This is a genomic window from Paenibacillus sp. FSL H7-0735 (assembly GCF_038008505.1).
GTDB classification, from domain to species: Bacteria; Bacillota; Bacilli; order Paenibacillales; family Paenibacillaceae; genus Paenibacillus_AQ; species Paenibacillus_AQ odorifer.
Genome location: NZ_JBBOZH010000001.1, coordinates 3,080,259 through 3,092,483, shown reverse-complemented (window position 1 = coordinate 3,092,483; position 12,225 = coordinate 3,080,259). Strand labels below are relative to the sequence as shown.

The following is a 12,225-nucleotide window of genomic DNA, read 5'->3' as shown; positions in this document are numbered from 1 at the left end:
GCTTTAACTATCAGATTTCATTCGAATGCTCACGCAAATAAGTCAGGAAGGTTACTGCAGAAATTGGCAGCAATGTTGATTTTAAATGAATGGCGTAGAATTGTCTTTTAAAAGAGGCATCGGAGATATTCACAATTTTCAACAGTCCAAGCGCAACTTCATGCTTAACCGAAGAGGTCGATATGATCGTTATGCCAAGACCTGCTTCCACCGCTGATTTCACAGCTCCCGTACTTCCAAGCTCCATCACGATCTTCATTGTTCCCGGATCAAGTCCCTTGGAGAACAGCTGCTCTTCCATCACACGCCGTGTTCCTGAGCCCTGCTCACGCAATACAAAAGGATGCTGAAGCACTTGCTCCAAGGTAACCTCTTGCTGCTCCGCAAGTGGATGATCATATGGCACGATCAACTTCAGCTCATCCCCCATCACGGGCTCGATCTCCATGTCCGGATGTGTGACCGGGGCTTCAATTAAACCAAAATTCAGTTGATGCTTGAGGATTTCCTCCATAATTTGCGAGGTGTTCATCACTTTCATCATAATTGAAATGTTAGGATATTGCTTTCCGAAAGGGCCTAACAGCCGTGGCAGCACGTATTCTCCTATCGTAAGACTCGCCCCAAGCTGCAATCTCCCTTCCAGCATATGTGTGAATGCTGACATGGCTTGATCCGTCTCTCGCATCAGCAGAATACTGCGTAGCGCGTATGGCATTAGAGTGTGCCCTGCCTCAGAGAGTACGATTTTTTTGGTGGAACGATTAAACAATTTGGTGCCAAAATAATCCTCCAGCGCCTGTACCTGCATGGTCACAGCTGGTTGAGTCATATGTAAAGTCTGCGCCGCCGCCGAGAAGCTTCCCCGCTCGGAGACCGTATAAAAAATATGCAGCTGGTGAAAGTTCATGCTTCGCAACTCCTTATATTACAAGAAGAAACGTCGTTGCCGTCCTTTAAAGACGACAATCGTTTCCCGTAGAAATCTAAGAATATTATAATTGTGCAGTATATAAATTCTTATATTTTCAAAAAGGACATGCAGACTCGCCGCATGCCTCTTGCCCGTTTCTTTATAGACTATTTGCGTCTTCGCTTCTTCTTCGACAGCTTTGTACGGTGAGAATTACGCAGCAGTGAAAAATAGGTCTTTAAATCTCTCAGCTGTGGCATCACCGAGATTCTACCAAGAAACGAAACGATGATCATAGAATATAATGGCTGGCCTGAGAGATCTCTCTCACCTGTCAATTCCGTAAACTCAGCGATTACTACAGAGTCATCGTCAATTAAATATGCGTTATAATCACTGCTTGAAAAGGGCTTGATCCGATTCTGCATTAGGCACTGCCACATCCATGCAGCGACCTCTTCGGCATTGCTTGCACCATTGCTGATGCGGTCCATATAACGGCTCTTCGCATGATTTGTTATAACGATGTCGGCGACCCTGTAATCGTTCAGCATGATGTGGAAGGGCTCATAAGTGCTGGGCCAATCCATCCCCTTGTTGCGCATCATCATCACACTCCACCATAAGGGTCTTAGTATGCACTTAATGTTGTCATCTTACCTCATTGCCGAAAGTTGTACAAGTTTCTCCCCTTGAGAGTAATGGCTTTTTTTGTAAATAAGCATAAAAAAAACAGGCGCTGTTTAAGCGCCTGTTTATCTCCTGGAATCACATACTGTAATTACGGGACTTGTCCGGTCCATTACTAGTATACTCTGTCTTAATTTCGTTACGATAAGATCTTTCAATCTTTCGTACATAGGAGAGTCTGCGGACATTCTTCATAACTTCCTCGGCCCGTTCTGCATTTACATACATAACTGCATAATGCATTTTCCGAGAAACATAATGTAATGTTCCGTATTTCTCAAGGTTACGTGCCGCTTTAACGTCACTTACCCAAATGATGTATCCTGTCCGTTCCGCAAACATAAGCTAAACCGCCTTTCTCTCTCTAAATCCTAAGGGAAGCTTATCCGCAGGAGCATTTTCCCCCGCTGCCGCATCCACCTTTAGGGGAAGGATCATTACTTGGTACTTTAATGCTATCTGATACTGAAAAAGCAATCGCTTCCGACATGGAATGCAGAATGTCGTCAAGGGTCTTCTCTGCCAGCTTGAAACGAACAACTTCTTCGAACTGCTCCAGTTCCGCTTCTACTGCCGAAACCTCATCCTTTGCTGAATGATAATTCGGGTGGAAATGTCCGAAACGCTGTGTTTCTTCAAACAGCTCCTTCTTAGTCTGAAGTCGTTTGACCATGGCCTGAATTTCGGGGTTCGTATCAACCCGCCCTTTCCAGTATAAGTAATCCGACACCTCGGCGGATTGATTAATCATATCGCCTAATTCATAGGCGTATGTCAGTACTTCAGCCATATCGACCGTATTTATTTCAGCTACGCTCATGAACTCAGCTCTTTTCTTCGTTAATGATCTACCGATTCAGTAGACTTTTCTATCATACCATAATCACTCGCTTGAGCAGAAGAGGAATTTCTTCGTCCTTTGGGAATAACTAACTTCATTTCCTTCCAGTCTTCCGGAGTGAGCTCTATATCTTCAACCGTTTCACCATCATGAAAGAGCAGTTGTCCGGAAACTCTCCATGGATTCCCACTTATGCGTGAAGGGATAAAATCTAACATCTGATCCTTTAGTGCAAAACGCACCTTGACTCCCCATCTTAACCCTTGCTCCATCACCTTTTGTGCAGTCGAGCTATGATAATGCCGCCATTCTTTGCTCCAGATCTGCGGTACATTTTCTCCACCGAAGAGAATCTCTTCCTCCTGTTCAGGAGCAATAACCGGCAGGTTAAGAAAAGGATTCCCTTTGGACAGCAATCCTAGTTCTACATTCAGCTCTGGAAGAACATACATTGCTTCGGGGTTTCCTGTTTCATGAGGAAACAAACACCACCCTAGGTTTGTTTCCTCTACCTGTCCTCCAATGATTCTGGAAGGCGCTAACCCCGCGGAGTACAGCTCTTTTCGTATCTGTTCCATACATTGCGGGTCCACTATGAAATGTAAAGGACCGATACGTTCAAGGTTCTCCTGTAAACGCGGGTGAGCTGCGATAGCAGCTCCATCTGCTTCCGTCTGACAGGTCAAAATAATTACTTGGGAGAGTGAGGTACGGCCAATGCTTTTTGCCCATTGCTCAAGAGACATTTGAACCACCGAAGGAAGTCCTCCTAGTGCATGCTCACTTATCCATGAGATGATGTCATTCGGTGACATTCCACGCTCAGCTGCAAGTTCCAACCTCTCTTTCGTCAGCCGGAAGCTCCATATCGTATCACTTTGCTGGAGCTCAGCGCAGCCAGCCAGTGTCCATCGTACAGAATAGGGGACCTCCGGTGGAACCAGCACCTCGAAATCCGGCTGCACAATAAACTGTTCCTGTGTATCTCCAGACCCAACAGCAGCGAATGATCCCCTCTCAGAAGATAACATTGGCTTAGCAGCGGTCCAGCAAAAACACAACATACCCTCAGCGGTTTCTCCCAGCTCGCACCAGCCAAAACCTGTTAAACAACGTAACCAGTTCAAACTTGATTGTTCAAGCTCATTACGGGCAACGGTACCTGTGAGATTAGCATCCATCATCCAGTCTAATAGCGCGGGCAGCATTATCCATTTCCCGGGGATAAAATCTGCATTTGAGATTATATAACGAAAATGTTGATCGGCAGGTCCCACGCATCCGCAGCGATTAATTACAATTCCATAGAGAATGTCACTCATCGTCGCTTCAGGAAGCTGCAGCCAACGATCCAATAGCTCCATATCAAGCGTGTACCCGGCGCTCTGCCTGCGAATAAGTCCAAGACACAGCAGGATATCCACCGTCGCAATGACAGAAAGAGTTTTCTGTTCCTCTAAAAGAGAACCCACGGAGAGCCATTGCAAATGCTCCTCGCCAAAAGAGAGCTGCGCCGCTAAGCGGTTTAGATGCTTTTTATGAATAATCCCCTTGGCTGTCAGCGGTAATCCTTCCCAAGCGGTGAACAGCAAAGCCCGAAACAGATCTATCGCCAGTCCGGCCCCCGCCTCCATGGTAAGACTCACTAAATGCCCGGCAATGAATTGCGGCTGATACGGGAAAAATTCTTGTTCAATTGCCGGTAGTTGATCAACCGGAATCTGATACAGCTTTTCGCCCAAAATTTTATGCCTTGCAGTTAACAGCCCCTCGCGGCGCAATTCGTTCATTGCAAGCTTTTGCTCAGCACGACAAAGCGCCACAGGGCGCAATCGTTCTTCTTTCCCTTCTTCAAACGGCTGGGCAGCATAAGCTGCACATAACCGCTTTAAGACCTCTAATGCTTCTGTTGATAGCTGGTTCAATGAATGGTTCGCTCCTCTCCACTCGGCATCTTTTTAACGACATATTCATAACCCTGCTCAGTCAAAAACATCCGGCGGCGCAAAGCGAAATCCTGTTCCCGGCTATCTTCAGATACCAGTGTATAAAAATAGGCTTTATTCTCCCCCGCTTTTGGACGGAGGATTCGACCTAGTCGCTGAGCTTCCTCCTGCCGGGATCCATAAGCTCCCGAGACTTCAATAGCAATCGACGCGTCAGGTAAATTCACCGCGAAATTCGCTACTTTTGACACCACCAGTACCTGTATATCTCCCTCGTTAAAAGCCGCATATAGCTCGTCTCTTTCACGCTGCTTCGTTTTGCCGGTAATTAAAGGTGCCCCGATCCTGTCAGCCAGTTCACTTAACTGGTCGAGATATTGTCCAATAACCAGTACCGAAGAGCCTGCATGGACCTTTAGAAGCTTGGCTACAATCTCAGCTTTGGCAGGATTGCATGAAGCCATACGAAATTTTTCTTTTGCCGCCGCGTACATATATTCTTGTTTAAGCTCCGGATTCATGGGCACAATGATCTCTACACATTCCACTTCAGCGATCCAGCCCTGCTGCTCCAGCTCCTTCCAAGGCAGATCGTAGCGTTTCGGTCCGATTAAAGAGAACACATCCCCTTCCTTCCCGTCTTCTCTAACCAAAGTGGCTGTAAGCCCCAGTCGACGTGTAGCCTGAATGTCTGCTGTAGCCCGAAATACAGGCGCTGGAAGCAGGTGAACCTCATCATATATAATCAAGCCCCAATTGCGTTCGTTAAACAGCTTCATATGGAGAAACGGACCGTCTTTGGACGAACGATGGGTTAATATTTGATAGGTGGCAATGGTAACTGGCCGCACTTCTCTTTTTTCACCGGAATATTCTCCCACTGCCTCCCCGGCCAAATCTGTTCGCTCCAGCAGTTCATCCATCCATTGCCTTACGGATGTTGTATTTGAAGTTAAAATTAAGGTTTCACATTGGAGACTTTCAAGTACTGCTACTCCTACAATTGTCTTTCCTGCGCCACAAGGTAGCACCACCACACCGCTTCCCCCTTGTCCTTCTGTCCCTTGAAACAGCTGAACGGCCTCCTGCTGGTATTCACGTAAGCCAAATGAATCGTTTGCCGTATCAGCCTTGCAGGCATCGAGATTCTCCTTCCAGGTCAAGCTAAGCGCTTGTCCTTCATGATATCCGGCGTAGTCGAGAACTGGATAACCCAATCTCATCAGCTCTTGTTTCAAAAGCCCTCTATTCTCCGCAGGACACGAGCATTCCAGAGGATTTATTCTCAGTAGACCCAACGCTTTTAGACCTTGTTCATCACTCAATTCATCCAAAAGCTCAGGAGCATCCGCTCTTAACATAACGACCTCATTCCGAGTCTCTTGGCCATGAAGAGTCAGCTTTCCATATCTGGACAAAAGAGTTTCGATTTCCTCCTCCAGTCCTGTGGGAACACCCCAGCGTGCAAGGTGATGCAGGCTAGTGATAATCTCCTCAGCAGTATAATTAAGCGCAGCCGCATTCCAAAGAGATAACGGGGTAATTCGGTAGGTATGGTAAGCAGGAGGACTTTTTATCAGCTCCGCGAAAGTCCCTAGCTTTTTCCTTGACACCTCAAAATCCGGATGAGCACATTCCAGTAAAATTGTCCGGTCCCTGCGCACGATGCAAGCTCCTGATCCATTCATAGCTTTTCCTCCCTAGTGTTCATGTAATTTAAGTTTGCGCTATGTAATTTTGTTTATTTTCATATAACAGGAAAAAGCCCATCCCCGCATAACGGTCATGAGCTTCCCTATCTGACTATTTAATGTAAATGCTGCTGCGAAATATCATGAAGTGCTTCACCAGCTTCATCCGCAAAAATGTCGCGCACAGCCAGATCTCCAATCGACACTACGCCCACCAGCTTCTGGTCACGTGTCACCGCCAGCCTGCGGATTTGCCAGCCAGCCATTAACTCTGCAGCCTCATCTACTGAAGTATTCTCCGAGACGGTCTGAATCTCTTTACTCATTACAGTTTCCACTGAGGTTGAACCAGGATGTTTAGCCGCATAACCTCTAATCACGAGATCGCGGTCAGTAATTACGCCGATCAGTGTCTTATGTTCTTCATTATCAACAACAGGTATAAATCCAGTGTCATAATCTCGCATTTTCACGGCAACTTCATACACATTATCTTGCAGCGTAACCGTTGCAGGCTCCTTCGTCATAACCTCTTTCACTGTCTTCAAGAATGAACCCTCCTAATCATGGTCTCCATGTTATGGGAATAGGTTCTCCTCTATGAAACGAAATTATACGATTGTGTTCTCACGCATACAGGAATTCGCCATAGCAATGAGCAGCTTCATTCCGTGCAGCATGGCATCTTCGTCAAAATCAAATTTGCTATGATGATGTGGATAGTCAGCCTCTTTATCCGGATTTCCAGCACCCACAAACATAAAACAGCCTGGAATCTCCTTAACATAATAGGCAAAATCCTCAGCTGGCATCAGCTTTTCCATCCGAATCACCTCAACAGATTCTCCTAAAGCCGCTGGGGCCACCTCGAAAAACCGCTGAACTTCACCATCGTGATTTACGAGGGGAGGATATCCCATTACGTAATCTATCTTAGCTTCTGCCCCGTAAGCGCTGGTAATAGAAACGGTCATTTCTTCGATTCGCTGGCGTATCAAATGCCGTGTCTCCTCGTCGAATGCCCGCACTGTCCCTGTGATCCGGCATTGCTCGGCAATGACATTCTGGGCGAATCCCCCTTGAATAGTTCCTACACTGAGTACAGCAGGCTCCAGCGGGTTTACAGAGCGGCTTACAATGCTCTGGAGCTGGGTCACCAGCGCCGCTCCCGCCACGATGCTATCAATGGTACGGTTCGGCATGCCGCCGTGTCCGCCTTTGCCAATGATATCTATAAAAAACTCGTCCGCAGACGCCATCAACGGTCCCGGAGCACTCCCTACAGTTCCCATAGGCAATGGAGTCCACAGATGCAGACCATACACCGCATCCGCTCCTTCTAACATGCCTTCGGCGATCATCCCCTGCGCCCCTCCTGGGCATACTTCCTCTGCGGGCTGAAAAAGAAAACGCAGCTCCCCTTCCAGCTCCTCAAGCCGACTGCTGTAGTAAGAGGCTACACCGAGCAGTATGGAAGTGTGGCCATCATGTCCACAGGCATGCATTACCCCTTCATTTTGCGAAACGTAATCCTTCTTGTTCTCCTCTTTAATAGGTAGGGCGTCCATATCCGCGCGAAGAACAACGGTTTTCCCCGGCCGCTTCCCCCGTAATATGCCAAGCACACCATACCCTGTCCCGCTTTTTCTGACTTCAATTCCGAATTTGGCTAACTTATCTGCTATAAATGCTGACGTTTCCTTTTCATGAAAAGACAACTCCGGATGACGATGCAAATGGCGTCTCCATTCCACGATCTCCGGCATGAGCGAATCAACCGCTAAGCTCTTCATAAGTTCTCCATCCCCTTCTCGATAAACCCGCATCCATAGCAAGCGATAGCAGTCCTGTTCACTTTGTTCCAGCCGCGAACGACTATAATTCTTTTATTGTAGCAGAAACGCAAAAAACTGGGTATTGTTAGGCACTGCCTACTCTTGCACAACCTTTAGAAACATACTATCATGAGGTAGAACATCAGCAATCGGATCAGAAATTCATCATTATACTTCATAAGGGGGATATGCGTGCTATGATTTTTGAGAACACGGGCCTCGTAGGATTGAAGAGTGATCTTCTCTATCTGGACGAGAGTGCCACAAAAGCTGGCTTCATCCGCTGGCAATGGGAATACTATCGTGCCACTTACGACTGCAAAATTGAAGACCCACAGGATGGTGGCGAATACTTCCTACGCATTAACACTCGCGCTGTCGAGGGAAAGCTAGAGAAGTCTGATGCCGTACTTGCAATTGAAGCCGTATACTTAGGAAAAGCAACCTTCCCTCATGGCCTGGAATATGAATCTCCGGTGCCAAAACCAGTATTGGACACTGCTGCTAAGCGGATTCTTGAATTAAAGCAGCTGTTAGAGGCTTGAGTAACAGAAAGGGAACGACGAAACAAAATGTCAGCCTGCCCAAAAGAGGAACACCCGATTTCCAACTACTTATCTTAACACTACTACTTGTGGGTTTCGGTCTAGTCATGGTCTTCAGTGCTAGCTCAAGCTTAACATTAGCAAGCTCGAAGTTCGGTAATGACCCTCTATATTTCATTAAACGCCAAGTGATCTGGATCGTACTCGGAACCGTTGTTATGTTTATAGCTATGAACATTCACTACAGTAAGTTTAAGAAGTGGTATGTACCTATTTTTATCATCACCGTTATTCTTCTGCTCGTGGTAGCCTTCTCTGAAAAAATTAATGGTGCCAAGAGCTGGCTTAGTATCGGGAAACTTGGAATTCAACCCACCGAATTAGCCAAAATATCGATTATCCTGTATATCTCAGCACTCATCACCAAAAAAGGTGAACGGTTTAGAGATTTCCGTACAGGATATATCCCTGTAATGGTTATCGTGGGTATTGTTGCCGGACTTATAATGATGCAGCCGGATTTAGGTTCTTGCCTCATTCTCGTAGCTACCAGCGGACTTGTTATTTATGCCGGTGGTGCCAGCATGAAGCATATTCTGGGCTCTATAGCACTGCTAGTGCTGGGTGTAGGACTAGTTATAGGCGCCAAAGCAGCGATTGATTCCTTATCTCCATCCGATAAAGCCACTGACACTCAGGATTATAGAAAAGGTCGTATCGTTGCCTTTTTAGATCCTTATCAGGTTGCTGAGGGTGATGGTTATAACATTATTCAATCCTTAACCGCTCTTGGCCAAGGTGGAGTAAGTGGTTCCGGCTTCGGCAAAAGCATTCAAAAGCTGGACTATCTAAAATACCCTTATACGGACTTTATCTTCCCCGTAATTGGTGAAGAGTTCGGCTTCCTAGGGACCTCCATATTTTTGATGTTATATCTGTATTTTATCTGGCGGGGTATTCTAATCGCTTTAAGGTGTAAGGATCCCTTTGGTACGCTCGTCGGAATTGGGATTATGGGCCTCATAGCCATTCAGGCCTTTGTCAATATCGGCGGTGTAACCAATACAATCCCTCTTACCGGCGTTACCTTGCCGTTTATCAGCTACGGGGGCTCTTCACTCCTTGTCAGCATGCTGTGCATGGGAATTATGCTAAGCATCTCAAGAGAAACCAACCTTCCTGCCAAAGAGGAAGTAACGAAATCTGTAACAACGGTTAGACAGGTTCGTTCCCGGTAAGCTTTATAAAGCCGGAGGTTAGGGGATATACACATAAAAAAGCAGCCCAGGGAATTAACCTTGGACTGCTTTTTTGTGTACAAGTTTTTTAAGAGATTTCATCATTCTTGAAAGCTACGCCTTCAACTTTGACATTTACCTCAACAATATGAAGTCCAGTCATGCTCTCCACAGCTTCACGTACGTTCTGCTGAAGCATCCGGCACACTTCGTGGATCGGTGTTTCATAGAGAACGATAATTCGTAGATCTACTGCTGCTTCCAGCTGTCCTACTTCAACGGTAACGCCCTTCTGAACGTTCTTACCGCTTAGACGTTTCGCCCAGCCTTCTGACAGGCCACCAGACATGGCTGCAATTCCCGGAGTCTCCAAGGCAGCCAAACCGGCAATTTTTGAGACGACGTCATTTGAAATTCGTATATTTCCCATTTCCAGTTGAAGTTGTTCTGCCATGCCATATCCCCCCTACACTCATTATCAATTATTGTAATTCCAAAACAGGCTAAAAAGCAAATCACTTTATCGCTTTCTCGTTTACACCTAGGAACAATTTGGGTATATTGATTATGAATTCAATCTAAATACATAGATAGGAGTGTCCTTTACATTGAAAAAATGGATTTCACCATCACTGATGGGTATCACCTTTATCCTTAGTGCAATCGGCCATTATGCCGATTGGGATCATACCCTGCAGTTCATTCTCTCAGCAATCGCTGTGGTGTTTGTGGCTGGATTTCTCGGCCGGGCTACTGAAAGTGTAGCTCATTATGCCGGACAGCGACTGGGCGGCTTCCTTAACGCCACCTTCGGCAATGCTGCTGAGCTAATCATTGCCTTCTTCCTGGTCAAGGAAGGATTGTTCGACATGGTCAAAGCCAGTCTTACCGGTTCTATTATCGGCAACCTGTTGCTTGTTCTAGGATTGAGTATTTTCGCCGGCGGGATGAAGTTCAAAGTTCAGAACTTTAACGTAACCCTTGCCGGAATGAATGGCTCCTTGATGATCGTTGCCGTCATTGCCTTATTTGTTCCCGCTATGTTCTTTACCACCCACTCTATTACGGAGAAAGATACAGATGTGCTCAGTTTAATCGTTGCCGGGCTGCTCATCGCTTCGTACATTGCTTGGCTAATCTTCTCCATGATCACGCATAAGAAACATCTAGAGGACGTTACAGAAGAGGGTAAAGAAGAGTTAGCCCATGAACATGCCCCTGCATGGTCCAGAAACAAATCCATCCTTTATCTCGTGCTTGCCACCGTAATGGTAGCCTTCGTGAGTGAGTGGCTGGTAGGTACGTTAGAGACTTTAACAGAACGTTTCGGATTCAGCGAGCTGTTTGTAGGTGCGTTCCTCGTAGCCATCATCGGTAATGCCGCAGAGCACAGTGCAGCCATTATGCTGGCCATGAAGAACAAAATCGGTGCAGCCGTAGAAATTGCAGTTGGAAGCAGTCTCCAAATCGCCCTGTTCGTAGCACCTGTCCTAATCTTCGCCAGTTATTTCATGGGTGATACAATGGACATTGTTTTTACGACCATTGAGATTGTCGCCATCGGTGTAGCCGTCTTTATTGCCAAATCAATTACCCAGGACGGCTCAACTAACTGGTATGAGGGCCTCTTGTTATTAACTGTTTACCTGATTTTAGGAGTCTCCTTCTATCTCGTATAATTATTATTAACCATTGTACACAACAAAAAGCGCACATGAGCGATTCGTCCTCATGTGCGCTTCTATAAATACTTAAGAAACCGATATTTATTCTTCTTTCGCTTTGTTGTTCAAAGCCTCGTAGAGTACTGCTAAGTTACGCTCCAGCTTACTTAGTACCATCTTACCAGTAATTTCTGGGACCAAACCTGCTCTAACCGCAAAATCCACTTCTCTGGAGAAACCGTACATCTGGGTATCCAGCACTTCCTCATAGAGAGGGCAGTAGCGTGTTGCCAGATTCTCCATCTGCACTTCTATAAGTTGCTGAATTTTATCGGCATCTTCTTGTAGAAGATTGATTGCTTTAAGATTATACTGTTCCTGTAATTCCGATGAAGTCATGCCTCTATCCCCCCCATGTCCAAAAGTTAAGCTGCTTTTACTATTTTACTTAATATTAGACGAAATCCGGTATCAATACAACAATTCAGTTTATACTAACCATATATTTAAAAGAACCTGCTGCGTTATCCTATCAAGTTTCATATCTACTTCTAGAAAAAACGCCCCACCGAAAACCGGTAGGACGTTTTTAGCACGACTATTACTCAGCAACAACTGTGAATTTCAAACCGTGTTTTGCAAACACTTCAGTCATTGCCTTCTTAGCTTCTTCAGCATCTGCCCCATGAACATGAAGCTCATAGCTTTGGCTGGATACCAAAGTAGTGAACAAACCAAGGATACTTTTAACATCAATGTACTTGTTGTCCGCTTGAAGAACGATTGAAGAGTTGAACTGGCCTGCCGTTTGGGCAATATCGACAATTGCCGCATTGTTACTGGACATAGAAATCCCTCCGCA

The 12,225-nt window shown here is 46.0% G+C and carries 14 protein-coding genes; 3 read left to right on the top strand and 11 right to left on the bottom strand.

Annotation, left to right across the window (positions count from 1 at the left end):
- Positions 1-10: 10 nt before the first annotated feature.
- From NSS82_RS13930 to NSS82_RS13895, 8 genes are all read right to left on the bottom strand, one after another.
- Positions 11-910, bottom strand: a complete 900-nt coding sequence (locus NSS82_RS13930) for a selenium metabolism-associated LysR family transcriptional regulator (protein WP_036686171.1) — start codon at positions 908-910, stop codon at positions 11-13.
- 170 nt (positions 911-1,080) lie between these two features.
- Positions 1,081-1,518, bottom strand: a complete 438-nt coding sequence (locus NSS82_RS13925; protein ID WP_036686574.1) for a hypothetical protein — start codon at positions 1,516-1,518, stop codon at positions 1,081-1,083.
- 163 nt (positions 1,519-1,681) lie between these two features.
- Positions 1,682-1,945: a YlbG family protein gene (locus tag NSS82_RS13920; RefSeq protein WP_036686170.1), complete on the bottom strand. Its 264-nt coding sequence runs from the start codon at positions 1,943-1,945 to the stop codon at positions 1,682-1,684.
- A 40-nt stretch (positions 1,946-1,985) separates the two neighbouring features.
- Positions 1,986-2,423 carry a YlbF family regulator gene (locus NSS82_RS13915; protein WP_036686168.1) on the bottom strand — a complete coding sequence of 146 codons (438 nt, stop codon included), beginning with the start codon at positions 2,421-2,423 and terminating at the stop codon, positions 1,986-1,988.
- Between the two features lie 20 nt (positions 2,424-2,443).
- Positions 2,444-4,369, bottom strand: coding sequence for a helicase-associated domain-containing protein (locus tag NSS82_RS13910; protein ID WP_076273883.1), 1,926 nt, complete (start codon positions 4,367-4,369; stop codon positions 2,444-2,446).
- Positions 4,366-6,078 (bottom strand): DNA repair helicase XPB, encoded by a 1,713-nt coding sequence (locus NSS82_RS13905; protein ID WP_076273884.1) that lies wholly within the window; start codon positions 6,076-6,078, stop codon positions 4,366-4,368. Before NSS82_RS13905 ends, NSS82_RS13910 begins: the two co-directional genes overlap by 4 nt.
- 119 nt (positions 6,079-6,197) lie before the next feature.
- Positions 6,198-6,629, bottom strand: coding sequence for a CBS domain-containing protein (locus tag NSS82_RS13900; RefSeq protein ID WP_036686162.1), 432 nt, complete (start codon positions 6,627-6,629; stop codon positions 6,198-6,200).
- Positions 6,630-6,692: 63 nt separating this feature from the next.
- Entirely contained in the window at positions 6,693-7,907 is a 1,215-nt protein-coding gene (locus tag NSS82_RS13895; protein WP_370511327.1) for a M20 family metallopeptidase, read from the bottom strand.
- 206 nt (positions 7,908-8,113) lie between these two features.
- Here NSS82_RS13895 and NSS82_RS13890 point away from each other — a divergent pair, with 206 nt between their 5' ends.
- On the top strand, positions 8,114-8,461 hold the full coding sequence (locus NSS82_RS13890; protein WP_036686159.1) for a YugN family protein: 348 nt from the start codon (positions 8,114-8,116) through the stop codon (positions 8,459-8,461).
- On the top strand, positions 8,458-9,699 hold the full coding sequence (gene ftsW / locus NSS82_RS13885) for a putative lipid II flippase FtsW (protein ID WP_080742469.1): 1,242 nt from the start codon (positions 8,458-8,460) through the stop codon (positions 9,697-9,699). Before NSS82_RS13890 ends, ftsW begins: the two co-directional genes overlap by 4 nt.
- Positions 9,700-9,787: 88 nt before the next feature.
- Here the strand turns inward: ftsW and NSS82_RS13880 are convergent, their stop codons facing one another.
- Positions 9,788-10,153 carry an Asp23/Gls24 family envelope stress response protein gene (locus NSS82_RS13880; protein WP_019911482.1) on the bottom strand — a complete coding sequence of 122 codons (366 nt, stop codon included), beginning with the start codon at positions 10,151-10,153 and terminating at the stop codon, positions 9,788-9,790.
- A gap of 154 nt (positions 10,154-10,307) precedes the next feature.
- Here NSS82_RS13880 and cax point away from each other — a divergent pair, with 154 nt between their 5' ends.
- A complete protein-coding gene (gene cax, locus NSS82_RS13875; RefSeq protein ID WP_038570286.1) occupies positions 10,308-11,378 on the top strand; it encodes a calcium/proton exchanger in 1,071 nt (356 codons plus the stop codon).
- Between the two features lie 87 nt (positions 11,379-11,465).
- Here the strand turns inward: cax and NSS82_RS13870 are convergent, their stop codons facing one another.
- Together NSS82_RS13870 and NSS82_RS13865 are read right to left on the bottom strand one after the other, a co-directional pair.
- Positions 11,466-11,762 carry a YlaN family protein gene (locus tag NSS82_RS13870; RefSeq protein ID WP_036686156.1) on the bottom strand — a complete coding sequence of 99 codons (297 nt, stop codon included), beginning with the start codon at positions 11,760-11,762 and terminating at the stop codon, positions 11,466-11,468.
- A 202-nt stretch (positions 11,763-11,964) separates the two neighbouring features.
- Positions 11,965-12,210: an HPr family phosphocarrier protein gene (locus NSS82_RS13865; protein WP_036686154.1), complete on the bottom strand. Its 246-nt coding sequence runs from the start codon at positions 12,208-12,210 to the stop codon at positions 11,965-11,967.
- Between the last annotated feature and the right edge of the window lie 15 nt (positions 12,211-12,225).